Below are 24,319 nucleotides of genomic sequence, written 5' to 3'. Positions count from 1 at the left end.
GCTGCGCGCCATGAGTGACATCGAAACGGCAGTGCCGGAACAGCGGGCCGCGAAGGCCGGTTCGGGCACACCGGTCGCGGAGGCAGGTCCGCGCCTTCCGGTCGTGCCCGGTTTCGCGCGGCGCACGAACCCGGAGGACCGGAGCGCCCCGCCGTCGCCGAGAGCGGCCGGCAAGGCGCTGCGCCGGCGCGTGCCCCGCACTTCCCACAGCTCACTGGTACTTCCTGCGGGGCGCCCCGACGCGGTGCGAGCCGTCGAGGAGTCGAATCAGGGCCGGGTGCCGGGTCTCACACCGATTCGGGTGGGGCGAATGGCCGCCACGCCGTTCGCCTTTCTGCGGGGTTCGGCGGGCCTGATGGCCCATGACCTGGTGGGGACGCCGGTCACCGGGGTGGCCGCTCAGCTCTGCGGTGACGCGCACGCGGCGAACTTCGGTCTCTACGGCGATGCCCGGGGCAGTCTGGTCATCGATCTGAACGACTTCGACGAAACCGTGGCGGGCCCCTGGGAGTGGGACCTCAAGCGTCTGGCCACGTCGATGGTGCTCGCGGGCCGCGAGGCCGGCGCGGACGAGGAGACCTGCCGCAGGGGCGCGTACGACACCGTGGGCGCCTACCGGCGGACGATGCGGTTGCTGGCCCGGATGCCCGCGCTCGACGCGTGGAACGCCATCGCCGACGAGGAGCTGGTCTCGCACGCGGACGCGAAGGATCTGCTGGGCACCCTGGAGCGGGTGTCGGAGAAGGCGCGCAACAACACCAGCGCCCGCTTCGCGGCGAAGTCGACGGAGGACTCCGGTGACGGCGGCCTCCGGTTCGTCGACGCGCCGCCGGTGCTGCGCCGGGTCCCGGACGCGGAGGCGGCGGCCGTGGCGGCAGGGCTGGGCGACTATCTGTCCACCGTCTCGGAGGACCGGGCGCCGCTGCTGGCCCGGTACGCGATTCACGATGTGGCGTTCCGGGTGGTCGGCACGGGAAGCGTCGGCACCCGGTCGTACGTGGTGCTGCTGCTGGATCACCGGGGCGAGCCGCTGGTGCTCCAGGTGAAGGAGGCCAGGCCGTCGGTGCTGGCCCCCCATCTGCCCGCCGCGGGGTTCGATGTGCCGGACGTGGTGCACGAGGGGCGCCGGGTGGTGCTCGGACAGAAGCGGATGCAGGTCGTCAGCGACATCCTGCTGGGCTGGACGACCGTCGAGGGCCGGCCCTTCCAGGTGCGGCAGTTCAGGAACCGGAAGGGCAGCGTGGACCCGGCGGCACTGGCGGCCGACGAGGTCGACGACTACGGGCGGATGACGGGTGCGCTGCTTGCGCGGGCCCATGCGCACAGCGCCGATCCACGGCTGATCGCCGGGTACTGCGGCAAGAACGACGAGCTGGACGAGGCGGTGGCGGCGTTCGCGGTGACCTATGCGGACCGTACGGAAGCCGATCACGCGGATCTGGTGCGGGCGGTCGGAACGGGGCGTATCGCCGCGGAACCGGGGGTGTGACGGTCGCGGAAGCGGGGTGCGGCGGCCGCGCCGAACGGGGGTGGACGGCCGCGGCGCCGACCTTGGGTCCTCGGCACCCGGGCCGTGGCCATACGCTGGACGGGTGACCCACGAAGCCCCCGGGGTGCCGACCACCCGGAACGACGATGCCCGGCAGGACGACGCCCCGCAGGACGAGCAGCCCGGCTCCCCGGCCGGGGCGCATGCGGACGGCCCCACCGGGGCCGCCGAGGGCGGTGCCGGAGGTTCCGGTGATGCCGCGCCGGCCGCCGACGCGGCCGCCGACGGCGGCGCCGCTGACCGGGCGCGGCCCGAGGCGCGGCTGGCGCAGGCCGTGCGGGTGGCCGAGCAGGCTCTGATCGAGTTCGAGATCGCGGTGGAGACGTTCCGGGTCGAGGTCGAGAACTTCTCCCGGCTGCACCACCAGCGACTGGGCCCCATGTACGCGCGGCTCGACGAGCTCGACGCGCAGATCGCGGAGGCGCGGGCCGCCAGGACCGGGGATCCGGAGGATCTGCGCAAGGCGCAGGAGGCGCGGGCGATCGTGATGCCCATGCCGGGCGTCGACGAGCTGTTCCACGACTGGATCGACTCCGAGGGTCTGTCCCCCGAGGCCGCGGCCATGCTGACGGAGCAGCCGGTCCGGCCGCCGAAGCGGGTCCGGCCGACCGACGAGGCGCGCAAGCTCTACCGCGAGCTGGCCCGCAAGGCCCATCCTGACCTGGCGCAGGACGAGAAGGAGCGGGCCCGGCGGGACGAGTTCATCACCCGCGTCAATGCCGCCTACGGCCGCGGGGACGAGGCGCTGCTCAGGGAACTGGCCCAGGAGTGGGCGGCCGGTCCGGTCGTGCCCGAGGCGGAGCTCAGCGAGGCCGATGAGCTGTACGCCCGGCTGAACTGGCTGACCCAGCGCAAGGAACTGCTGACGGTGCTCGCCCAGGAGCTGGAGCAGAGCGCGATCGGCGCCATGCTGCGGATGGCTCCGGACGATCCGGATCATCTGCTGGAAGAGATCGCCGAGCAGCTGCTGGGCGAGGTCTCACAGCGTGAGACCGAGTTGGCGGGCCTGGTGCAGTAGCGTTTCCGGTGACTTCGGTGCGCATTTACGAGAGAAGGCATGACCCATGAATTTCGCCCCGCTTCCCGCGGTCGACGTCACAGCGGTGCCGGCGGACGGTTTCGTGCTGGACGTCCGGGAGGACGACGAATGGGCGGCCGGGCACGTCGACGGCGCCCTGCACATTCCGATGAGCGACTTCGTGGGCCGGTTCGGCGAACTGACCGAGGCGGCGGAGGACGGGCGGCGTGTGCACGTGATGTGCCGGGTCGGCGGCCGGTCGGCCCAGGTCACCCAGTACCTGGTGCAGCAGGGCATCGACGCCGTCAACATCGACGGCGGCATGCTCGCGTGGGACGCTGCGGGACGTCCGATGGTCACCGACAACGGGACACCCGCGTTCGTCGCCTGACTCGCCTGACTCGCCTGACTCGCCTGATCCTGCCGGATCCGATCCCGCTGGTCGTCGGCCGGCGGTGGTCGGTCGTCGTTCCGTCTGCGTCTGCGTCTGCGTCTGCGAATGCGTCTGCCTGTCGACTGTCGCTGCCGGTTGACCGGTGGCGTCAGTCGAGTGGGTGCGCCGCCAGCAGGTCGCCCAGGGCCTCTTCGTGCGCCGCTGCCGGGCCGAGGGACAGCTCGATCTGTTTCGCCCAGGCGTGGAAGCGGTGCAAGGGGTAGTCGGTGTCCGCGCCGAAGCCGCCGTGCAGGTGCTGCGCCGTCTGCACGACCCGGCGGACTCCTTCCGACGCCCATATCTTCGCCACCGCGACATCGCCGGCCGGTGGCAGCGCGCCGGTCCCGCCGACGTCGAGGCGCCAGGCCGCCTGCCAGAGGGTGACCTCCATGGCCCGCAGGTCGATGTAGCGGTCCGCGGCCTGGACGGCGACGGCCTGGAAGGTCGCAAGGGGGAAGCCGAACTGCTCGCGCTTGCCGGTGTACTGGCTCGTCATGGCGAGGACGGCCTCGCCCAGACCCAGCGCGTGTGCGCACGTGCCGGTCGTGAGCACGGAACACAGCCACTCCCAGGCGCCGGCGGCGTCGATCAGCCGACGGCTCTCGATCCGGACCGCTTCCAGTTTCACCTCGCCGAAGAGTTCGCCGCTGGTGGAGACCTGCTCGGCGATGGTGACACCGGCGTCATCACGGCGGACCAGGGCCACCACGGCGCGGTGGTCCGGGGTGTGGGCGGGCACCGCGATCCAGTCCGCGGCCTGGGCCCACGGAACCCCCGACTGCACGCCGTCGAGTACCCAGGATGTGGCCGTGCTGCCGGTGGCTCCACCACCGCCAGCGCCGCTGTCGCCGCCAGCGCCTGCGCCCTCGTGTTCGCTGCCGCTGTGGCTGCCGCTGTGGCTGCCGCTGCCCTCGCCGTCCGGCCTTGCGGTCACGGCGAGGGGGGCCGGGTCGTGGCCGGTGCGGCCGTTGGCGCCGACCGTGAGCACCAGGCTCCCCCGGCCGACGAGCGGCAGGAGTTCGGCCGCCAGTTCCCCGTCGCCGTACCGTTGGACCGCCATCGCGACCGCGCACGTCTCGAGCAACGGGACCCGGGCGAGGACCTTCGCGGACTCGCGCAGCACCAGGCAGAGCGCGACCAGATCGAGGCCCGCCCCGCCATGCTCCGGAGCCAGCGTCAAGCTCAGCAGGTCGCCGGCGGCGAGACCGGCCCACAGGGGGCGGTCGATGTCCTCGGCCACCGCCCCCGGTACGAGCGCGGGACTGGGCACCGCATCGGGGGCGACGCCCGAGAAGACGGCCCGTGCCGCCTCGCCGGCTGCCTGCTGTTCCTCGGTGAAGGTGAAGTCCACTGTCCCGGCCTCCCGCGAACCGCTGCGCCTGTGCCTGACCTGACGGAGCGTCAAGATAGAACAGGTTCTAGAAGAAGGGAAGCCACGGTCAGCGGTCGAAGTCGAGTTCCACCTCTCCGGTCACCGGGTGGGACTGGCAGGCGAGCACATAGCCCGCGTCCGTCTCCTCCGGCTCCAGTGCGAAGTTGCGGTCCATCCGCACCTCGCCGGAGACCAGGAAGGCCCGGCAGGTCCCGCATACCCCGCCCTTGCAGGCGTACGGAGCGTCGGAACGGCTCCGCAGCACGGTCTCCAGCAGCGACTCGCCGTCCTCCACCGGCCACTTTCCCGAGCGGCCGTCCAGGGTCGCCGTGAGGATGCTGTGCGTGGAAGCCGCGACCCGCGGCGCCCGGGCGGGTGCCTCCGGGCTGTCCTCGACGTGGAAGATCTCCTGATGGACGCGGGTCCGGTCGACGCCCAGATCGCGCAGCGCCTCTTCGGAGGCCCGGACCAGGCCGAGCGGCCCGCAGAGGTACCAGCCCTCGACGTCGGCCACCGGGAGCAGGGCGGGGAGCAGGCCGGTGAGCCTCTCGCGGTCCAGCCGGCCGGAGGGGAGGCCCGCCTGCTGCTCCTCCCGGGAGAGCGCCGTGACCAGCTGGAACCGGTCCGGGTAGCGGTCCTTGAGATCGGCCACCTCGTCCAGGAACATCGTCGACGCGGCGGTCCGGTCGCTCCGGACCAGGCAGAACGAGGCGTCGGCCTCCCTGGCCAGCAGCGTCGCCGCGATGGACAGCACGGGGGTGATCCCGCTCCCGCCGACGATCGCCGCGAACTGCCCGGCACGCGGTGCGAGGACGAAGCGGCCCATCGGCGGCATCGCTTCCACCTGGTCGCCGACCGCCAGCTCCTTGAGCGCATAGGTGGAGAAGGCGCCGCCGTCGACGAGCCGGATGCCCACGCGAAGCGCCGGGTCGGCGGGGTGTTCGGTGGCCGGTGCGCAGATCGAGTACGAGCGCCGGATCTCCTCGCCGCCCGCGGTGTAGCGGATGTTGAGATGCTGGCCGGGCTTGTGACGGAAGGTCTCGCGAAGCTTCGGCGGAACGGCGAAGGTGACGGCCACCGAATCGTCCGTGAGCCGCTCGATCGCGCTGACCCGGAGCGGATGGAACATCTACAACTCCTTGAAGTGGTCGAACGGTTCACGGCACGCCACGCAGCGGCGCAGCGCCTTGCAGGCGGTCGAAGAGAACCGGCTCAGGAGCTCCGTGTCGGTCGAGCCGCAGTGGGGACAGCGCAGGGACAGGGCCAGGGGTACGGGCCCGGTGGCGGCGGCCGCGGCATCGTGGGGCCGCGGGGGCGCTATGCCGAACTCGGCGAGCTTGCGCCGGCCTTCCGCGCTGATGTCGTCCGTGGACCAGGCGGGGGAGAGGACGGTGACCACGGAGACCTCGGTCATGCCGTGGTCGTACAGCACCCGCTCGATGTCCGTGGACATGGCCTCGATCGCGGGGCAGCCGGTGTAGGTGGGGGTGAGCCGCACGGTGACGCGGCCCGGTGCGAGCACCTCCACGCCCCGGAGCACGCCCAGCTCCTCCAGGGTCAGTACGGGCAGCTCCGGATCGGGTACGGCGCCGGCGAGGCTCCGCAGCTCCTCCTCCAGAGGCGTCCAGGTCACCATGACGCCCCCGGGTGGCTGCGGTGCAGGTGCTGCATCTCGGCGATCATCGGGCCGAAGGGCTCGGTGTGGATGCCCTGCCGGCCGGCGCCGGCTGTCCAGGCGCCCGTCTGCGGTCCGGTCGGCACGGCCAGCGTGGCCCGCTCCAGCACGGTGGTGAGGGAGTCCAGCCACCGGCTGTGCAGCGCCTGCCAGTCCACGTCGACGCCTTCGACGGGCTGGAACAGCTCGCCGGTGAAGCGCCACAGGGCGTCCACCGCGCGCTGCATGCGCGCGTGGCTCTCGGGTGTCCCGTCACCGAGGCGCAGGGTCCACTGCTCGGCGTGGTCCCGGTGGTAGGCGACCTCCTTGACGGCCTTGGCCGCCAGACCGGCGAATTCGCCGTCCCCGGCCGCCAGCTGCTCGTACAGGCCGTGCTGGTGGAGCGAGAAGTACAGCTGACGGGCGATGGTGTGGGCGAAGTCGCCGTTGGGCTGCTCGACCAGCTGAACGTTGCGGAAGGCGCGCTCCTCGCGCAGGTACGCCAGCTCGTCCTCGTCACCCGCCAGGGAGAGCAGGACCCGGGCCTGGCCCAGCAGGTCGAGGGCGATGTTGGCGAGGGCGACCTCCTCCTCGAGCACCGGGGCGTGCCCGGCCCACTCCCCCAGCCGGTGCGAGAGCACCAGCGCGTCGTCGCCGAGTGCGAGGGCCGCGCTCACAGGTGCTTCACCCCGTCCGGGATCGCGTAGAAGGTGGGGTGCCGGTAGGGCTTGTCACCCGCCGGTTCGAAGAACGCGTCCTTCTCGTCCGGCGAGGACGCCGTGATCTGGCTGGACGGGACGACCCAGAGCGAGACGCCCTCGGAGCGGCGTGTGTACAGGTCGCGTGCGTTGCGCAGGGCCATCTCGGCGTCCGGGGCGTGCAGGCTGCCGGCGTGGGTGTGGGAGAGCCCGCGGCGTGAGCGCACGAACACCTCCCACAGCGGCCAGTCGGTCGAGCTGCTCATGCTGTCGCCTCCCCGTTCGGTACGGCCGTGTGCGCTGTGGCCGTGTTCAGTCCATCGGTGTGCTTCTGTGCGGACGCCTGCTCCTGCGAGGCCGCCTGCTCCTGTGCGGTCGTCTGCTTCTGTGCGTACGCGGCTGCCGCGTCCCGGACCCAGGCGCCTTCCTCGTGCGCCCGGCGGCGCTGGGTGAGGCGCTGTTCGTTGCACGGCCCGTTGCCCTTCAGGACCTCCTGGAATTCCGTCCAGTCGATCGCCCCGAAGTCGTGCTGGCCGCGCTCCTCGTTCCACCGGAGGTCCGGGTCGGGGAGGGTGAGTCCCAGGACCTCGGCCTGGGGGACACAGATGTCCACGAAGCGCTGCCGCAGCTCGTCGTTGGAATGCCGCTTGATCTTCCAGGTCATCGACTGCGCCGAATGCGACGAGGCGTCGTCGGGCGGGCCGAACATCATCAGGGACGGCCACCACCAGCGGTTCACGGCGTCCTGGGCCATCTCGTGCTGCGCCGGCGTCCCCTGGCTGAGAGCGAGCAGCAGTTCGTAGCCCTGGCGCTGGTGGAACGACTCCTCCTTGCAGATGCGGACCATGGCCCGGGCGTAGGGGCCGTAGGAGCAGCGGCAGAGAGGGACCTGGTTGGTGATCGCGGCGCCGTCCACCAGCCAGCCGATGGCACCGACGTCCGCCCAGGTCAGGGTCGGGTAGTTGAAGATCGAGGAGTAGCGCTGGCGGCCGGCGTGCAGCTTGTCGAGCAGCTCCTCGCGGCTCGTGCCGAGCGTCTCCGCGGCGCTGTACAGATACAGCCCGTGCCCTGCCTCGTCCTGCACCTTGGCCATCAGGATGGCCTTGCGGCGCAGCGAGGGGGCGCGCGAGATCCAGTTGGCCTCCGGCTGCATGCCGATGATCTCGGAGTGGGCGTGCTGGGCCATTTGCCTGACCAGCGAGGCGCGGTAGGCGTCGGGCATCCAGTCGCGTGGCTCGATCCGCTCGTCGGCCGCCACCGCGGCGTCGAAGGCCGCCTCCAGGGCACCGCCCGCCCCCTCGGTACCGCCTGCTGTCGCCTGCGCTGTCTGGCCCGCAGTCACTGCCGCCATCCCGGACTCCCTACCGACCGATCGTTCGGTTCAATGACTTCAATGGTGAGTCTGCGGCCCGTAGGGTGTCAACCCTGTGGATAACTGACCGGGATCGACGGGGATCGGGGCGGGATGGATTCGTACGACGACAAGGGCGTCGGCGGGGACGCCGGGGGGAGTGCCGGGGGCGGGAGCGAGGGGGCGGCCGGCCTCGACCCGCAGACGGTTCCGCAGCCCCGTAACGGGCCGGATCCGCGCGCCGGTGCGGGCCACCCGGCCACGCCGGTCCCTTCCTCCGTTCCGGGCCCGGCCGACGAAGGTCCGCGAGCGGATCCCCGCGTCGATGCGGGCCCGGGCACCGGGGACGGGCCGCGTTCCGGCATGGCCGGGCTCTCGTTCCCGTACCAGGTCGTCGCCGCTGTGGCCCTGTCGGTGATCGGCATGCTGGGGTGCGTGCAGCTGGCCATGGTGTTCCTGCATGTCGCGCCCGCCAACACGCTGACCAAACAGCACGGCGAGGCGGTCGACGAGTGGATCTACCCCGAGTTCGAGCAGAACTGGAAGCTCTTCGCCCCCAACCCCCTGCAGCAGAACATCGCCGTGCACGTGCGCGCCGAGATATCCGGTACGGACAAGCGCCGGACCACCCCCTGGATGAGCCTTTCGGGCGAGGACGGCAAGGCGATACGCGGCAATCTGCTGCCCAGCCACGTCCAGCAGAACGAACTCCGCCGGGGCTGGGACTTCTACCTCGGCTCGCACGACAGCCGGAACCGGCCCAACGGGCTGCGCGGCCGGCTCTCCGAGCAGTACATTCGGCGCATCGTGATGCTGCGCCTCAGTGAGCACGACTACGGCGGCGACATCCTCAGGATCCAGGTCCGGTCCGAGATCCGGTCCGTGGCGGCCCCCGCGTGGAGCGGCGAGACGATCAGCACCAAGCCGTCCTACCGGGTCCTGCCCTGGTGGACCGTCACCGCGGCCGACCTTCCCAAGGGCTCGGCCGCCTCCGAGGAGGCGGACCAGTGAGCACACCCGACTCCGACGGCGTGGTCGCCCGCGGCATCCAGCGCATCACGGCCTCTCCCCTGGGGCCGTACCAGAGCGCCGTCATCCGGATCGGCGTCTCGGCCACCTACTTCCTGTTCCTGCTGCGCGAGATTCCGCACCGGCAGGAGATGTACGGACCCGATGCCCCGTGGCGCTGGGACATGGCGCGGCAGCTCACTTCCGGCAACCAGGCCTTCACCACCCTGATGTGGTCGGACAGTGCCGTCTGGTTCGAAACCGTGTACGCGCTGGCCCTGGTCGCCGCCGCCCTGCTGATGGTGGGCTGGCACACCCGGGCCGTGTCCTTCCTCTTCATGGTGGGCGTGCTCTCCCTCCAGAACCGCAGCATCTTCATGGGCGACGGCGGTGACAACGTCATCCACCTCATGGCGATCTACCTGGTGCTGACGCGGTGCGGGCAGGTCTGGTCCCTGGACGCCCGCCGTGCCCGGCGGACGGGCGGCGTGGAGCCGAGCCCGAGCGGGGTGGCGGGTCCGCTGCTGTGGGCGGCCTTCGGCGTCACCCTCTGCGGTGCCACGGTGACGGGCAGCCTGGGCGGGACGTCCTGGCTGCCGGTCTTCTTCTGGGTCCTGTGGATCGGGCACGGCGTGTGGTGGGCCGTGAACCGGTACGCACCGGACAGTGAGCCGCGCACACTGCTCGACGTCATCGCCAACCTCGCTCACAACGCGACGCTCGTCCTGATCATGGCCGAGGTCTGCCTGATCTACGCGACCGCCGGCTGGTACAAGATCCAGGGGTCTCGGTGGCAGGACGGTACGGCGCTGTACTACCCGCTCAATCTGGACTACTTCACGCCCTGGCCCGGCCTCTCGGACCTTCTCGCGTCGAGCGGTGTGATGGTGATGGTGCTGACGTACGCCACGGTCATGGTGCAGGTCGCGTTCCCCTTCACCCTGTTCAACCGGCGCGTCAAAAACGTGCTGCTCGTCCTGATGATCTGCGAGCACGCGGGTATCGCCCTGCTGCTGGGACTGCCCTTCTTCTCGATGGCCATGATCGCCGCGGACGCGGTGTTCCTGCCGACGGCCTTCCTGGTGTGGATCGGCGGGCAGGCGGTGCTGGGGCGGGATCTGCTTCTGCGGCGGCTGCGGCGTCGGGGGCGGGGGCGTGGCGAGGTGCCGGGGCCACGGGACGGGACCGGGGCCGGTGCCGATACGGGTGCGGATGCGGGTGCCGTTGGTGCGGGTGCCGGTCCCGGGGACCGGGAGGCACCGCAGCAGCGTGGCGGCGAGGGCCATACGCTCGTCGGGTGAGCAGCGAGACAGGCAGTACAGGCAGCACCGATGGTGCGGGCGCAGCGGACGACCCGTCCGTGGCGTCGGCGACGGGCGAGCCGGCGCAGTACGACGAGGGGTTCGGGACGGAGATCGGCGTCGGGCCGCATCCCCTGCCCTGGCCCGAGGACGAGCGGTACGACCCCGAGCTGCTCGCCCACGGCGACCGGCGCAATGTGGGCGATGAGTACCGCTACTGGACCCGGGAGGCGATCGTCGCCGACCTCGACCTGCGGCGGCACGACTTTCATGTGGCGGTGGAGAACTGGGGCCACGACTTCAACATCGGGTCCGTCGTACGCACCGCGAACGCGTTCCTGGCCAAGGAGGTGCACATCGTGGGGCGGCGGCGCTGGAACCGTCGCGGGGCGATGGTCACCGACCGCTACCAGCATGTCCGTCACCACCCGGACACCGCGGACCTGACCGCCTGGGCGGCGGCCGAGGGGCTGCCGATCATCGGCATCGACAATCTGCCGGGCGCGGTGCCACTGGAGCGGACCGAGCTGCCGCGGCGATGCGTCCTGCTGTTCGGGCAGGAGGGGCCGGGGCTGACCGAAGAGGCCCGCAAGCACGCGACGATGGTGTGTTCGATCGCGCAGTTCGGGTCGACGCGGTCGATCAATGCGGGGGCCGCGGCGGCGATTGCGATGCATGCGTGGGTGCAGCGGTACGCGGTCATTGAGGAGTCCGCGGGTGGAGCAGGGGGTCCTGGGCATGCCCGGGGCCCCGCTTCGCCGGGGCCGGAGCGATGAACCCCTGGAGGGGGCTGCTCTTCCCCCTCCAGGGGTTCATCGCCCACCCGCTCAGCGCTGGCGGCGTACTTCCAGGGTGCGGAAGCGGTTGGACACGAACGCCCCGTCGCACAGGGCCGCGTTTGCCGCCGGGTTCCCGCCCGAGCCGTGGAAGTCGGAGAACGCCGCCGTCTGGTTGACGTACACCCCGCCCGTGAGGTTCAGGGAGAGCTGGGCCGACTCGTCCAGACAGACGTTCTCCACCGCGCGCTCCACCTCCGGTGAGGTGGTGTAGGCGCCGACCGTCATGGCCCCCTGGTCGCGGATGGTGCGGCGCAGCAGGTCCACCGCCTCCGCCGTGGAATCGACGGCGACCGCGAACGAGACCGGGCCGAAGCACTCCGACAGGTAGGCCGGCTCGTCGTCCTGCTTGCTGCCGTCGAGCTTGACGATCAGCGGGGTGCGGACGACCGCCTCGGGGTAGTCCGGGTTGGCCACTTCCCTTGACGGCAGAGCGACTTCGCCCAGCTGCGCGGCCGCCTCCAGGCGGGCCTTCACCTCCGGGTTGACCAGGGCGCCGAGCAGGCCGTTCGCCCGGGCGTCGTCGCCGAGGAGACCGGTGACGGCGGCGGCGATGTCCGTGATCACGTCGTCGTACGACTTGTCGCCGACGTCCGTCGTGATGCCGTCCCGGGGGATCAGGAGGTTCTGCGGGGTGGTGCACATCTGGCCGCTGTACAGGGAGAGCGAGAACGCCAGGTTGGCGAGCATGCCGCGGTAGTCGTCCGTGGAGTCGAGGACGATCGTGTTGACCCCGGCCTTCTCGGTGTACACCTGTGCCTGGCGGGCGTTGGCCTCCAGCCAGTCACCGAACGCGGTGGAGCCGGTGTAGTCGATGATCCGGATCTCCGGGCGGACCGCCAGGGTCTTGGCGATGCCCTCGCCCGGATACTCGGCGGCCAGCGCGACCAGGTTGGGATCGAAGCCCGCTTCCGTGAGCACCTCGCGCGCCAGCTGGACGGTGAGGGCCAGCGGGAGCACCGCGCGGGGGTGCGGCTTGACCAGCACCGGATTGCCGGTGGCGAGAGAGGCGAAGAGGCCCGGGTAGCCGTTCCACGTGGGGAACGTGTTGCAGCCGATCAGCAGCGAGATGCCGCGTCCGGCCGCGGTGAACGTCTTGTGCAGGTCGATCGGGTCGCGCTTGCCCTGCGGCTTGGACCAGTCGGCGCTCCGGGGCGCGCGCATCTGCTCCTCGTACGCATACGCCACCGCCTCCAGACCGCGGTCCTGTGCGTGGGGGCCGCCGGCCTGGAACGCCATCATGAAGGCCTGCCCGCTGGTGTGCATCACCGCGTGGCCGAACTCGTGCGTGCGGGCGCTGATCCGCGCCAGGATCTCCAGGCACACCAGGGCCCTGGTCTCCGGGCCGGCCTCCCGCCAGGCGGGGATGCCGGCCCGCATCGCGGGGAGCAGCACGTCGAGGTCGGCGTGCGGATACTCGACGGCCAGCTCCGGACCGTACGGAGAGGTCTCGCCGCCCGTCCAGCCGTCGGTCCCGGGCTGGTTCAGATCGAGACGCGTGTGGAGCACGGCGTCGAAGGCGGCCTTGCCCTCGGCGGCGCCCAGGCTGCCGGGCGCGCCGCCCTCGCCGTACGCCTTCGGGTGCTCGGGATGCGGCGACCAGTAGGCGCGCGTACGGATCGCGTCGAGGGCCCGTTCGAGCGTGGGACGGTGCTTCTCGGACAGCAGGTGCGGGGAGAGCTCGGCGGCCATGACGGACCCACTCCTCATCGAGCTGGGCAGGGACGGGCGGACAGAGTTAGAGTAACCGAACGATCGGTCGGGACAAGGGGGCCCACGAAACCTGTGGACAACTCGTAGGGGAGGATCGCGGGCATGACCACGGCCAAGCGGGACACGTACACCCCGGAGACCCTTCTCGCCGTCGCCGTCCGTGTCTTCAACGAGCGCGGCTACGACGGCACGTCGATGGAGCACCTGTCGAAGGCGGCGGGCATCTCGAAGTCGTCCATCTACCACCATGTCGCGGGCAAGGAAGAGCTCCTTCGGCGTGCGGTCAGCCGGGCGCTGGACGGGCTCTTCGCCATCCTCGACGAGCCGGGCGCGACGCGGGGCCGTGCGATCGAGCGCGTCGAGTACGTGACGCGCCGCACCGTCGAGGTGCTGATAGCCGAGCTGCCCTACGTCACGCTGCTGCTGCGGGTGCGGGGCAACACGAAGACCGAGCGCTGGGCCCTCGAACGGCGGCGTGAGTTCGACCAGCGGGTGGCCGATCTGCTCAAGGCGGCGGTCGCGGACGGTGATCTCCGCTCCGACGTGGACATACGCCTGGCGACGCGGCTGCTGTTCGGGATGGTCAACTCGCTCGTGGAGTGGTTCCGGCCACTGCCGGACGGCGGAGCCGAGGGGGAACGGCTCGCCGACACCGTCGTGCAGCTGGCGTTCGAAGGCATGAAGTCCAGCCGCTGATCCGTCCTGCGGCCGATCCCCTCACCGTCGTGCCGTCCACCGCTGATCAGCCCTGGTGTGGTCGGTCCTGCCGCTGATCAGTCCTGTCGCGGTCGGTCCAGCCGCTCATCCGTCCATCCGCGGATCAGTCAGCCGCCGACCCGGTTCGGCTGCCGGGCCATCGTCCCGCGGCTGTGGTGCCCCGGTTCAGGCGAGTTCCGGGGGCCGGTCGGGGCCGGGGGCCAGGTCCGTCTCCTCGAACACCAGCAGGGTGCGCGTGGACAGCACCTCCGGAATGGACTGGATCCTCGTCAGGACCAGCTCGCGCAGCGACCGGTTGTCCGGGGTGTGCACCAGCAGCAGCACGTCGAAGTCGCCGCTGACCAGCGCGATGTGGGTGGCGCCCGGCAGTGCCTGGAGCTGCTCCCGCACGGTGCGCCACGAATTCTGGACGATCTTGAGCGTGATGTACGCGGAGGCCCCCTGCCCCGCCCGCTCATGGTCCACCCGGGCGCTGAAGCCGCGGATCACGCCGTCGTCGAGCAGCCGGTTGATGCGGGCGTACGCGTTGGCCCGCGATACGTGGACGCGGTCGGCCACCGAACGTATCGATGCGCGGCCGTCCGTCTGGAGCAGTCGGAGGATGGCGCGATCGATGGAGTCGAGCGGCCGTGCCGGGTGGCCCTCGCCGGGCTCCCCGCCCCCCTCGGCCATTTGTTCAGCTGCCATGTTCGCGTGCCTCCCCGTCCTGGACGACCTGTTCCCATCCCAGGCTGTGGAGAACCGTTTGTCCACAGGCTGAAGGCGCCTGTAGCCAAAATGCGCTCGCGACCGAACAATCGGTAGGTGAGGCACACCACATCCGTGCCTCGCAGGGCTTTCGTTATGTCGACCTATATCAACACCACTCGGCGCCGGGCACCCCCGTGCCGCCGGATGTCGCTCGATACCCCTCGACGCCAGGAGGTGCTTGTCATGACGGTCCAAGAGCTGCCCGGCGCGGCCGCCTACCGGCCCACGCCGCCCCCGGCCTGGAAGCCGCTCACCGATCCCGCGCCCCTGCTCCCGGACCCGGAGCCGTACCGCGTGCTCGGTACGGACGCCGTGGCCGACGCCGACCCGGCGCTGTTGCTGCGGCTCTACGCGGAGCTCGTGCGCGGCCGGCGGTACAACGCCCAAGCGACCGCCCTCACCAAGCAGGGACGGCTCGCCGTCTATCCGTCGAGCACCGGGCAGGAGGCCTGCGAGGTCGCGGCCGCCCTGGTGCTGGAGGAGCGGGACTGGCTCTTCCCCAGTTACCGCGACACGCTCGCGGCCGTGGCCCGCGGCCTCGACCCCGTCGAGGCCCTGACCCTGCTGCGCGGAGACCGCCACACCGGGTACGACCCGCGCGAGCACCGCATCGCCCCCCTGTGCACCCCGCTCGCCACCCAGTTGCCGCATGCCGTGGGTCTGGCCCACGCGGCGCGGCTCAAGGGGGACGACGTGGTGGCGCTCGCGATGGTCGGTGACGGCGGGACCAGCGAAGGCGACTTCCACGAGGCACTGAACTTCGCGGCGGTCTGGCGCGCCCCGGTGGTCTTCCTCGTGCAGAACAACGGCTTCGCCATCTCCGTCCCCCTGGCCAAGCAGACCGCGGCGCCGTCCCTGGCCCACAAGGCCGTGGGGTACGGCATGCCCGGCAGGCTGGTCGACGGCAACGACGCGCCGGCCGTGCACCAGGTGCTCTCCGAGGCCGTGGCACGGGCCCGGAGCGGCGGTGGGCCGACGCTCGTGGAGGCCGTCACCTATCGCATGGACGCACACACGAACGCGGACGACGCCACCCGCTACCGCGGCGACAGCGAGGTCGAGGCCTGGCGCGCCCACGACCCCGTCCAGCTCATGGAGCGCGAACTGACGGGGCGCGGACTGCTCGGCGATGACGGCATCGAGGAGGCGCGTGCCGCCGCGGAGCGGATGGCCGCGCAGCTGAGGGAGCGGATGAACGCGGACCCGGTGCTCGACCCGATGGACCTCTTCGCCCATGTGTACGCGGAACAGACGGCGCAACTGCGCGAGCAGGCGGCCCGCCTGCGGGTCGAGCTGGACGCGGAACACGACGGACACGGCACGGAAGACGGGGGTGCGGGGCGATGACCACCGCAGCGGCCACGGCCCGGGAGCGGACGGCGAAGGCCAAGCCCGCGACCATGGCGCAGGCACTCGGGCGCGCGCTGCGCGACTCGATGGCCGAGGATCCCTCGGTCCACGTCCTCGGTGAGGACGTCGGGACCCTCGGCGGGGTCTTCCGGATCACCGACGGTCTGGCGAAGGAATTCGGCGACGCGCGGTGCACGGACACTCCGCTGGCGGAGGCGGGCATCCTCGGGGCCGCCGTCGGCATGGCGATGTACGGGCTGCGGCCCGTGGTGGAGATGCAGTTCGACGCCTTCGCCTATCCGGCGTTCGAGCAGCTCATCAGCCATGTCGCCAAGATGCGCAACCGGACCGGGGGCGCGATGCCGCTGCCGATCACCGTGCGGGTCCCCTACGGCGGCGGGATCGGGGGCGTCGAGCACCACAGCGACTCCTCGGAGGCGTACTACATGGCGACCCCGGGTCTCCATGTCGTCACGCCCGCCACGGTCGAGGACGCGTACGGGCTGCTGAGGGCCTCGATCGCGTCCGACGATCCGGTGGTCTTCCTGGAGCCCAAGCGGCTCTACTGGTCGAAGGCGGACTGGTCGCCGCAGGCGCCGGCCGCCGTCGAGCCCATCGGACGGGCGGTCGTGCGCCGCCCCGGACGCAGCGCGACGCTGATCACGTACGGGCCGTCCCTGCCGGTCTGCATGGAGGCGGCGGAGGCCGCCGTCGAGGAGGGCTGGGACCTCGAAGTCGTCGACCTGCGTTCGCTGGTGCCGTTCGACGACGAGACCGTGGCCGCGTCCGTACGGCGTACGGGCCGCGCGGTCGTCGTCCACGAGTCCACCGGTTTCGGCGGCCCGGGCGGAGAGATCGCCGCCCGGATCACCGAGCGCTGCTTCCACCACCTGGAGGCGCCGGTGCTGCGAGTCGCCGGCTTCGACATTCCGTATCCGCCGCCGATGCAGGAGCGCCACCACCTGCCGGGCGTCGACCGGGTGCTGGACGCCGTCGCGCGACTGCAGTGGGAGGCGGAGAACTGATGGCGCAGGTGCTCGAATTCAAGCTTCCCGATCTCGGCGAGGGCCTGACCGAGGCGGAGATCGTGCGCTGGCTGGTGGAGATCGGCGACGTCGTCGCGATCGATCAGCCGGTCGTCGAGGTCGAGACGGCCAAGGCGATGGTGGAGGTGCCGTGCCCGTACGGGGGTGTGGTGACCGCCCGGTTCGGCGAGGAGGGAACGGAACTTCCCGTCGGCGCCCCGCTGCTGACGGTTGCGGTCGGGACCGCGGAGCCTTCGGAGCCGGGAACGGGTGGGCCGGGCTCCGGTGCGGCGGACGTCGGCGCGGAGCCGTCCGGGTCGGGGAACGTGCTGGTGGGGTACGGGACGGGGGCGCCGCCGGTGCGACGCCGCCGCGTCCGGCCCGAAGGCCTGTCGGCTTCCGCCGCAGCCGCCGGTGCTCCTGTCGCCGCGTCCCCTGTCGTCGGCGCGCCGGCGGAGACCGCGGTCTCCGCACGAGTGGCGGACGGTGTACGGGGGCCGGTCGCCGTCGTCTCTCCGCTGGTGCGCAAGCTGGCGCGGCAGCACGGCCTCGATCTGCGGCAGCTCGCGGGATCGGGGCCCGACGGATTGATTCTGCGGGCCGATGTGGAGTCCGCCATCCGGGCGGCTACATCTCCGCCTGCTGTCGTCGGCTCCGCCCCTTCGGCCGCTCCTGCCCCTTCGGCCGCTTCTGCCGCTCCCGGTGCGACGCCAGGGGGGCGGTCCGCGAATGCTCCCGGTGCGGAGCGGATTCCCTTGCGCGGTGTACGGGGCGCGGTCGCCGACAAGCTGGCGCGCAGCCGGCGTGAGATCCCCGACGCCACGTGCTGGGTGGACGCCGATGCCACCGAGCTGATGGCGGCCAGGGCGGCGATGAACGGCGCCGGCGGTCCCGGTGCGGGCCCGAAGGTGTCGGTGCTCGCGCTCCTCGCCCGCATCTGCACGGCGGCGCTGGCCCGGTACCCCGAACTGAACTCCACGGTGGACATGGAGGCGCGCGAGATCGTGCGGCTGCCGGAGGTCCATCTCGGGTTCGCGGCCCAGACCGAGCGCGGTCTGGTCGTTCCCGTGGTCCGGGACGCGCACACGCGCAACGCCGAGTCGATCGGGGCGGAGATCGCCCGGCTGACCGAGGCGGCGAGGACCGGGACGCTGACTCCGGCAGAGCTGACCGGTGGCACGTTCACGCTCAACAACTACGGGGTGTTCGGCGTCGACGGGTCGACGCCGATCGTCAACCACCCGGAAGCGGCGATGCTCGGGGTCGGCCGGATCGTCCCCAAGCCGTGGGTGCACGAGGGCGAACTGGCCGTGCGCCGGGTCGTGCAGCTCTCGCTGACCTTCGACCACAGGGTCTGCGACGGGGGAACGGCGGGAGGTTTCCTGCGGTACGTGGCCGACTGTGTGGAACAGCCGGCGGTGCTGCTCCGGACGCTGTAGGCGGGTGTCCCCCGTTCCGTTCCGTGTTGAGCCACCGGGACGTGGGCGGGGGGAATCCGCGTTCCGCGTTGATCCACCGGAACGTGGACGCGGGCGATCCGTCGGACGGCGGGCCCGCATACTCGGGGCATGACCGCGTATGACGCCATCGTTCTCGCCGGAGGGGCCGCCAAGCGGCTCGGCGGTGCCGACAAGCCGGGGCTCCGGGTCGGCGGCCGCGCGCTGCTCGACCGGGTCCTCGGCGCCTGCACCGGTGCCGCGACCACCGTGGTGGTGGGAGGACGGCGGCCCACCGAGCGCGCGGTGACGTGGACGCGCGAAGAGCCTCAGGGCGGCGGCCCGTTGGCCGCGCTCGGTGCGGGGGTGCGGCACACGGCGGCGGAGCGCGTACTCGTGCTCTCCGCCGATCTGCCGTTCCTGGGCGCCGACACGGTGGGCGCGTTGCTGGAAGCCGCCGGGCAGGGGGACGCCGAGGGCGCTGTCTGCACCGACCCGGACGGCCGGGACCAGCCGCTGGTCGCCGTCTACCGCGCGGAGCCGCTGCGCCGCGAACTGGGGCTCCTCGCCACCGAACACGGCGGTCTGGCGGGGTTGCCCCTGCGGCTGCTCACCCAGGAACTGAGGCTTTCCAGGGTGGCGGCGGACCCGCTCGCGTCGTTCGACTGCGACACCTGGGAGGACATCGCTTCGGCCCGGGCCCGGATCAGGGAGCATGGGACCGTGCTGGACGAATGGATCACCGCAGTCAAGAACGAACTGGGCATCGAACTCGACGTCGACACCGGCGTCCTGCTCGATCTCGCCCGTGATGCCGCCCATGGCGTCGCCCGGCCCGCCGCACCCCTGACGACTTTCCTGGTCGGCTACGCGGCGGCGAAGGCGAGCGGTGACGGGGGCGGTCCGGAGGCAGTCGCCGAGGCCGCCCGGAAGGCCGCCGCGCTCGCCCTCCGGTGGGCGGACGAGACCGAGACGCCATGACGGGCCCCAGCGGCAACGGCGAAGGGCCGGCCGCGCCGGACCGGCCGCTGTCGCCACCCGCGTCGGACCGGCTGCGTCCGGCCCCGGAGCACCGGTGGGCACCCGAGACGGGCGGCGCGGCGGGGAGGACCCGGCGAGCAGCTCCGGAACCCGCCCGGGCGCCCGGGCGCCTCAGCGCTGCCGAGGCCGAAGCCGACGAGGAGCGGGCGGTGGCGCAGGCGCTCGCACTGGTCGGCCCCCAGGCACCGCAGGGGGCGGACGCAGGGAGAACGCCGGACCCCGGATCCCGGGCCTCCGGCCGGTCCCCTCACCGCCCCGGGGCCATGGACCCGGCCGGCGCCGATCCGGCCGGCGCCGATCCGGTCGCCTACCCGTGCGACCGAAACCCCACCGCTGACGCCCACCGCACCACTCCCGGCTCTCCCGCCGACTCCCACCCCCCCCACCCTGGCTCCCCCGCGCCGCACGGCCGGGCGCACGGCCGCGCGCTCGCGTGGCGCGAGGCCCGTGCGGTCGCCGCCAGGGCCGGCCGTGCGGTTCCTTCCCGTACCGTGCGGCTTCCTCTCGACCAGGCGCTCGGGCAGGTGCTCGCCGAGCCGCTGGCCGCGCTCACCGACCTTCCCTCCTTCGACACCTCCGCCATGGACGGGTGGGCGGTCGCGGGGCCGGGACCATGGACCATCCGGGACAGCGAGGGGATCCTCGCCGGCCATGCCGCCCCCGCCCCGCTCCCCGACGGCGAAGCCCTCCGCATCGCCACAGGCGCCCGTATCCCGGCGGACGTGACCGCGGTCATCCGCAGCGAACACGCCTACGCCGACGAGGCCAAGGGGCTGCTGCACGCGCAGCGCCAGGTGGATCCCGGACAGGACATCAGGCCGCGCGGACAGGAGTGCCGTTCGGGCGACGAACTGCTGCCCGCCGGGGCCCTCGTGACGCCCGCCGTCCTCGGACTGGCCGCGGCAGCCGGGTACGACGAGCTGCCGGCGCGCCCCCGGCCGCGCGTCGACGTCCTCGTCCTCGGCGACGAACTCCTTCCGGCCGGGCTGCCGCGCGACGGGCTGATCCGGGACGCTCTGGGTCCGATGATCGGCCCCTGGCTGCGTGCGCTGGGTGCCGACGTCTCGGCACCACGCCGCCTCGGCGACGACGCGGAGGCCCTGCGGCAGGCCCTCACCGGCTCCGAGGCCGACCTGATCGTCACCACCGGCGGCACCGCCGCAGGACCCGTCGACCATGTGCACCCCGTTCTGGCCCGGATCGGTGCCGAGCTGCTCGTCGACGGAGTCGCCGTGCGCCCCGGCCACCCGATGCTGCTGGCCCGGCTCGCTGACCGAGGCCCGTATGTCGTGGGGCTGCCCGGCAACCCCCTGGCCGCCGTGTCCGGGCTGCTCACCCTGGCCGAGCCGTTGCTCCGAGGGCTGGCAGGCCGGCCCGCCGAGGCTCCCTACCGCGTGCCGGTACGCGACGACGTACACGGCCACCCGCACGACACCCGTCTCGTCCCCGTGGTCCATCGGGCGTCCGGTGCCCCCGGACGGGGTCCCGCGTCCGCAACTCACCGGGACGCAACCGGAACCGGCGGGGGGACGGAGTACGTCGTACCCCTGCATTACAACGGTCCCGCCATGCTGCGCGGTGTCGCTGCGGCGGACGGGCTGGCTGTTGTGGAGCCGGGCGGGGTACGGTCCGGCACCGAGGTGGAGATCCTCGATCTACCGTGGGCCCCGGCGACGCCGTGGACTGAAGGGTGTTTCACGTGAAACTTCCCGGCCATGACGCGATGGCCAGGCGCGCCGACGAACATGTCGTCCCCACCCGGGTGATGCTTCCGCGCCGGGTCGTCGACGGGCCGGCGCGTCAGGTCGCCAAGCGGCTGCTGATGGCTCTGATGGTCCTCGCCGTCACGGTGTTGATCGTGTGGCTCGACCGTGACGGCTACCACGACGCGGCCGACGACAAGGTCGACCTCCTGGACGCGGTGTACTACGCGACGGTCACCCTCTCGACCACCGGATACGGCGACATCACCCCGTACGCCGACGGCGCCCGGCTCGTGAACGTGCTGCTCGTGACACCGTTGCGCGTGCTCTTCCTCATCATCCTGGTCGGCACCACCCTTGAGGTCCTCACCGAACGGACCCGCGAGGACTTCCGGCTGAAGCGTTGGAGAACCAACTTGCGTGACCACACCATCGTCGTCGGCTTCGGCACGAAGGGCCGTTCCGCCATCCAGACCCTCTGTGCCACCGGGCTGCGGAAGGAACAGATCGTCATCGTCGACCCGGCGTCCAAGGTGATAGAGATCGCCAACGCGGAGGGCTTCACCGGAGTGCTCGGGGACGCGACGCGCAGCGATGTGCTGCTGCGGGCCGAGCTGCCGAAGGCGCGCCAGATCATCATCGCCACTCAGCGCGACGACACGGCGGTGCTCGTCGCACTGACCGCGCGTCAGCTCAATCGCGGCGCGAAGATCGTGGCGGCGGTGCGCGAGGAGGAGAACGCTCCGCTGCTGAGGCAGTCCGGTGCCGACGCCGTGATCACGAGCGCCAGTGCGGCGGGTCGGCTGCTCGGCCTGTCCGTGCTCAGCCCCAGCGCGGGCACGGTGATGGAGGACCTGATCCAGCAGGGCAGCGGGCTCGACCTGGTCGAACGGCCGGTGATAAAGGCCGAGGTGGGCAGGGGCGTCCGGGAGACGGATGACCTCGTGGTCAGCGTCCTGCGGGGGCACCGGCTTCTGGGGTACGACGATCCGGCGGCCAGTCCGCTGCAGCTGACGGACCGGCTGATCACGATCGTGCGCGCCTCCAACGAACCGCCCCTGAACCACCCGCCGCAAGCCGCCCCGCGCGGCTGAGCGAGCGACCCTCCGGGCGCCCGGCCCGGGACGGGCCGGTCTGCCGCGATACGGCGGGGACGGTCGGCGGTCCGCATCACGCCTCGGCGGCGGGACCGCTCCATCGCGGACGCGTGGACGGCCGGACCGCACCGCCGCGGACGCCCGGGGGCCACACCGCGCCACCGCCGACACCGGCGGCCGGACCGCCCCACCGCCCCACCGCCCGGGCCCGGCGGCCGGGTCGCGCCTTTGCGGACGACGGGGGCCGGGCGGCGCTGGTTCGCCGCCGGAACGGCGCCACGGAGTAGCCTCGCGGCCATGTATGCGATCACGATCCCCGAACCCGGTGGCCCCGAGGCGCTCGTGTGGGCCGAGGTGCCCGACCCCGTACCCGGCGAGGGCGAGGTCCTCGTCGAGGTGGTGTCCAGCGCGGTCAACCGGGCCGATGTGCTCCAGCGGCAGGGCTTCTACAACCCGCCGCCCGGCGCGTCCGCCTACCCCGGCCTGGAGTGTGCGGGCCGGATTTCGGCCCTGGGCCCCGGCGTCGTCGGCTGGTCGGTCGGCGACGAGGTGTGCGCGCTCCTCGCGGGCGGCGGCTATGCGGAGAAGGTCGTCGTCCCCGCAGGGCAGTTGCTCCCCGTACCGGACGGGCTCGACCTCATCCTGGCCGCAGCGCTGCCCGAAGTGACGTCCACCGTCTGGTCCAACGTGTTCATGGTGGCGCATCTGCGCCCCGCCGAGACTCTGTTGATCCATGGCGGCTCCAGCGGCATCGGCACGATGGCGATCCAGCTCGCCAAGGCGGTCGGCGCCCGGGTCGCCGTGACCGCCGGCGGTCCCGAAAAGCTCGCGCGCTGTGCCGAGCTGGGCGCCGACATCCTGATCGACTACCGGGAGCAGGACTTCGTCGAGGAGATCCGCAAGGCGACGGACGGCGCGGGCGCGGACGTCATCCTCGACATCGTCGGCGCGAAGTACCTGGACCGCAACGTGCAGGCACTCGCCGCCAACGGGCGGCTCGCGATCATCGGTCTCCAGGGCGGAGCCAAGGGCGAGCTGAATCTCGGCACCCTGCTGAACAAGCGGGCCGCCGTCACGGCGACGTCGCTGCGCGGGCGCCCGCTCGCCGAGAAGGCCGCGATCGTCGCCGCCGTACGCGAACACGTCTGGCCCCTGATCGCCGACGGCGTCGTCCGGCCGGTCGTGGACCGCACCCTGCCGATGCGGGACGCCGCGGAGGCCCACCGGGTGATGGAGTCCAGCACCCACGTAGGCAAGGTGCTCCTTCAGACAACCGCGACGACCTGAGCCCTGGACCCGAGCCCTGGGGGAGGCTGAGAGCAGGAAGGGCCCGCCACGAGCAAGCGTGGCGGGCCCTTCGGGTGAAACGGCAGAGGTGAAAGCGGTAGATACGGATCTGGCCGGGACTACGGCCAGGACGACAGCCGCGTCGACAACCCGATGAAAGCCGGGCCGCGACCCGGACTGCAGCTGGGCCACGGCCAGTCGACAAGCGGGCTACGACCGGACTGCAGCCGGGCCACGGCCAGGACGACAACGGGGTGGCAGCCGCGCGACAACCCGGACGACAGCCGCGCGACAGCCAGGACTACAGGTACGGGCCGGAGCGGATCGCCCCGTGCGGGTCCGCGGGGCCGTCCTCCTCCTCGTGACCACTGCCGGGAGGCAGCGCGCGGCGCATCTGCTCCAGCTGCGCCCGGGCCGCCATCTGCTGGGCGAACAACGCCGTCTGGATGCCGTGGAAAAGGCCCTCCAGCCAGCCGACCAACTGAGCCTGCGCGATCCGGAGTTCCGCCTCCGAGGGAATCGACTCCTCGGTGAACGGCAGGGAAAGCCGCTCCAGTTCCTCCACCAGCTCCGGCGCGAGGCCGTCCTCCAGCTCCTTGACCGAACTGGCGTGGATCTCCTTCAGGCGCACTCGGCTCGCCTCGTCGAGAGGAGCCGCCCTGACCTCCTCCAGGAGTTGCTTGATCATGCTGCCGATGCGCATGACCTTCGCGGGCTGTTCGACCATCTCCGTCACCGGGACCTCACGCGACTCGTCGTCAGTGCCACCGCCGCCGATCGCCATTCCGTCCTGCCCCACCACGAGGACTTGGGGGTGCTCCTGCGACCGTTCATTCCTCGGCATCTCCATGTCGCCCATTGTCTCGCACACGGGCCGTACAACACTGTGGTGCCCCCGGAAACGGATGATCCACCGTTTCCGGGGGCACGGAATGTGCGCGGAAGCCGCCGGTCAGGCGGCCGTCGCGGCGGGCCGCCGG

General features: G+C 72.0%; 23 protein-coding genes. 14 read left to right on the top strand and 9 right to left on the bottom strand.

The window, feature by feature from the left end; translation table 11 throughout:
* Positions 1–10: 10 nt before the first annotated feature.
* The 3 genes from E6R60_RS13420 (at position 11) to E6R60_RS13410 (ending at position 2,958) form a co-directional block, all read left to right on the top strand.
* Positions 11–1,489, top strand: a complete 1,479-nt coding sequence (locus E6R60_RS13420) for a DUF2252 domain-containing protein (RefSeq protein WP_136326718.1) — start codon at positions 11–13, stop codon at positions 1,487–1,489.
* A 103-nt stretch (positions 1,490–1,592) separates the two neighbouring features.
* Positions 1,593–2,567 carry a J domain-containing protein gene (locus E6R60_RS13415; protein ID WP_136326717.1) on the top strand — a complete coding sequence of 325 codons (975 nt, stop codon included), beginning with the start codon at positions 1,593–1,595 and terminating at the stop codon, positions 2,565–2,567.
* A 46-nt stretch (positions 2,568–2,613) separates the two neighbouring features.
* Positions 2,614–2,958 carry a rhodanese-like domain-containing protein gene (locus E6R60_RS13410; RefSeq protein WP_136326716.1) on the top strand — a complete coding sequence of 115 codons (345 nt, stop codon included), beginning with the start codon at positions 2,614–2,616 and terminating at the stop codon, positions 2,956–2,958.
* Between the two features lie 151 nt (positions 2,959–3,109).
* Here E6R60_RS13410 and E6R60_RS13405 read toward each other — a convergent pair whose 3' ends face one another.
* The 6 genes from E6R60_RS13405 to paaA form a co-directional block, all read right to left on the bottom strand.
* Positions 3,110–4,351, bottom strand: a complete 1,242-nt coding sequence (locus E6R60_RS13405) for an acyl-CoA dehydrogenase family protein (protein ID WP_136326715.1) — start codon at positions 4,349–4,351, stop codon at positions 3,110–3,112.
* An 88-nt stretch (positions 4,352–4,439) separates the two neighbouring features.
* Positions 4,440–5,501 (bottom strand): 2Fe-2S iron-sulfur cluster-binding protein, encoded by a 1,062-nt coding sequence (locus E6R60_RS13400; RefSeq protein WP_136326714.1) that lies wholly within the window; start codon positions 5,499–5,501, stop codon positions 4,440–4,442.
* On the bottom strand, positions 5,502–6,008 hold the full coding sequence (gene paaD, locus E6R60_RS13395; protein WP_136326713.1) for a 1,2-phenylacetyl-CoA epoxidase subunit PaaD: 507 nt from the start codon (positions 6,006–6,008) through the stop codon (positions 5,502–5,504).
* Complete coding sequence (gene paaC, locus E6R60_RS13390; protein ID WP_136326712.1) at positions 6,002–6,703, bottom strand: 1,2-phenylacetyl-CoA epoxidase subunit PaaC; 702 nt, start codon at positions 6,701–6,703, stop codon at positions 6,002–6,004. The genes paaD and paaC overlap by 7 nt, the downstream gene beginning before the upstream one ends.
* Positions 6,700–6,990 carry a 1,2-phenylacetyl-CoA epoxidase subunit PaaB gene (paaB, locus tag E6R60_RS13385; RefSeq protein WP_136326711.1) on the bottom strand — a complete coding sequence of 97 codons (291 nt, stop codon included), beginning with the start codon at positions 6,988–6,990 and terminating at the stop codon, positions 6,700–6,702. Before paaB ends, paaC begins: the two co-directional genes overlap by 4 nt.
* Entirely contained in the window at positions 6,987–8,075 is a 1,089-nt protein-coding gene (gene paaA / locus E6R60_RS13380; protein WP_240802531.1) for a 1,2-phenylacetyl-CoA epoxidase subunit PaaA, read from the bottom strand. Before paaA ends, paaB begins: the two co-directional genes overlap by 4 nt.
* Positions 8,076–8,189: 114 nt before the next feature.
* On the opposite strand from paaA, the gene E6R60_RS13375 reads away from it, so the two are divergent.
* The 3 genes from E6R60_RS13375 to E6R60_RS13365 are packed head-to-tail and all read left to right on the top strand — an operon-like array spanning position 8,190 to position 11,160.
* Positions 8,190–9,086: a DUF5819 family protein gene (locus tag E6R60_RS13375; protein WP_136326710.1), complete on the top strand. Its 897-nt coding sequence runs from the start codon at positions 8,190–8,192 to the stop codon at positions 9,084–9,086.
* Positions 9,083–10,384 carry an HTTM domain-containing protein gene (locus E6R60_RS13370; protein WP_136326709.1) on the top strand — a complete coding sequence of 434 codons (1,302 nt, stop codon included), beginning with the start codon at positions 9,083–9,085 and terminating at the stop codon, positions 10,382–10,384. Before E6R60_RS13375 ends, E6R60_RS13370 begins: the two co-directional genes overlap by 4 nt.
* Complete coding sequence (locus tag E6R60_RS13365; protein WP_240802530.1) at positions 10,381–11,160, top strand: TrmH family RNA methyltransferase; 780 nt, start codon at positions 10,381–10,383, stop codon at positions 11,158–11,160. Before E6R60_RS13370 ends, E6R60_RS13365 begins: the two co-directional genes overlap by 4 nt.
* Positions 11,161–11,211: 51 nt before the next feature.
* On the opposite strand, the gene paaN is transcribed toward E6R60_RS13365, so the two are convergent.
* Positions 11,212–12,912 carry a phenylacetic acid degradation protein PaaN gene (paaN, locus tag E6R60_RS13360; protein ID WP_136326708.1) on the bottom strand — a complete coding sequence of 567 codons (1,701 nt, stop codon included), beginning with the start codon at positions 12,910–12,912 and terminating at the stop codon, positions 11,212–11,214.
* Positions 12,913–13,035: 123 nt separating this feature from the next.
* Between paaN and E6R60_RS13355 the strand changes: the two genes are divergently transcribed.
* A complete protein-coding gene (locus tag E6R60_RS13355) occupies positions 13,036–13,629 on the top strand; it encodes a TetR/AcrR family transcriptional regulator (protein ID WP_136326707.1) in 594 nt (197 codons plus the stop codon).
* A gap of 186 nt (positions 13,630–13,815) precedes the next feature.
* On the opposite strand, the gene E6R60_RS13350 is transcribed toward E6R60_RS13355, so the two are convergent.
* Complete coding sequence (locus E6R60_RS13350; protein WP_136326799.1) at positions 13,816–14,322, bottom strand: Lrp/AsnC family transcriptional regulator; 507 nt, start codon at positions 14,320–14,322, stop codon at positions 13,816–13,818.
* Positions 14,323–14,583: 261 nt separating this feature from the next.
* On the opposite strand from E6R60_RS13350, the gene pdhA reads away from it, so the two are divergent.
* The 7 genes from pdhA to E6R60_RS13315 all read left to right on the top strand — a co-directional run bounded on the left by pdhA (position 14,584) and on the right by E6R60_RS13315 (position 23,339).
* Positions 14,584–15,747: a pyruvate dehydrogenase (acetyl-transferring) E1 component subunit alpha gene (gene pdhA / locus E6R60_RS13345; RefSeq protein ID WP_136326706.1), complete on the top strand. Its 1,164-nt coding sequence runs from the start codon at positions 14,584–14,586 to the stop codon at positions 15,745–15,747.
* Positions 15,744–16,775 (top strand): alpha-ketoacid dehydrogenase subunit beta, encoded by a 1,032-nt coding sequence (locus E6R60_RS13340; RefSeq protein ID WP_136326705.1) that lies wholly within the window; start codon positions 15,744–15,746, stop codon positions 16,773–16,775. The genes pdhA and E6R60_RS13340 overlap by 4 nt, the downstream gene beginning before the upstream one ends.
* Positions 16,775–18,214, top strand: coding sequence for a dihydrolipoamide acetyltransferase family protein (locus E6R60_RS13335; protein WP_136326704.1), 1,440 nt, complete (start codon positions 16,775–16,777; stop codon positions 18,212–18,214). The genes E6R60_RS13340 and E6R60_RS13335 overlap by 1 nt, the downstream gene beginning before the upstream one ends.
* Before the next feature lie 129 nt (positions 18,215–18,343).
* Positions 18,344–19,192, top strand: a complete 849-nt coding sequence (locus E6R60_RS13330; RefSeq protein WP_136326703.1) for an NTP transferase domain-containing protein — start codon at positions 18,344–18,346, stop codon at positions 19,190–19,192.
* A complete protein-coding gene (locus E6R60_RS13325) occupies positions 19,189–20,955 on the top strand; it encodes a molybdopterin molybdotransferase MoeA (protein ID WP_206309404.1) in 1,767 nt (588 codons plus the stop codon). Before E6R60_RS13330 ends, E6R60_RS13325 begins: the two co-directional genes overlap by 4 nt.
* Positions 20,956–20,975: 20 nt before the next feature.
* Positions 20,976–22,049 (top strand): potassium channel family protein, encoded by a 1,074-nt coding sequence (locus E6R60_RS13320; protein WP_136326797.1) that lies wholly within the window; start codon positions 20,976–20,978, stop codon positions 22,047–22,049.
* Positions 22,050–22,349: 300 nt separating this feature from the next.
* The gene (locus E6R60_RS13315) at positions 22,350–23,339 is read left to right on the top strand and encodes an NAD(P)H-quinone oxidoreductase (protein ID WP_136326702.1); all 990 of its coding nucleotides are present in this window, start codon (positions 22,350–22,352) and stop codon (positions 23,337–23,339) included.
* A 301-nt stretch (positions 23,340–23,640) separates the two neighbouring features.
* Here the strand turns inward: E6R60_RS13315 and E6R60_RS13310 are convergent, their stop codons facing one another.
* Entirely contained in the window at positions 23,641–24,189 is a 549-nt protein-coding gene (locus E6R60_RS13310; RefSeq protein WP_136326701.1) for a bacterial proteasome activator family protein, read from the bottom strand.
* Positions 24,190–24,319: the final 130 nt, after the last annotated feature.

The sequence above is a fragment of the Streptomyces sp. A0642 genome (genome assembly GCF_004795105.1).
GTDB lineage: Bacteria > Actinomycetota > Actinomycetes > Streptomycetales > Streptomycetaceae > Streptomyces.
The sequence above is the reverse complement of the archived record's forward strand: the minus strand, read 5'-3'. Positions and strand labels throughout refer to the sequence as shown.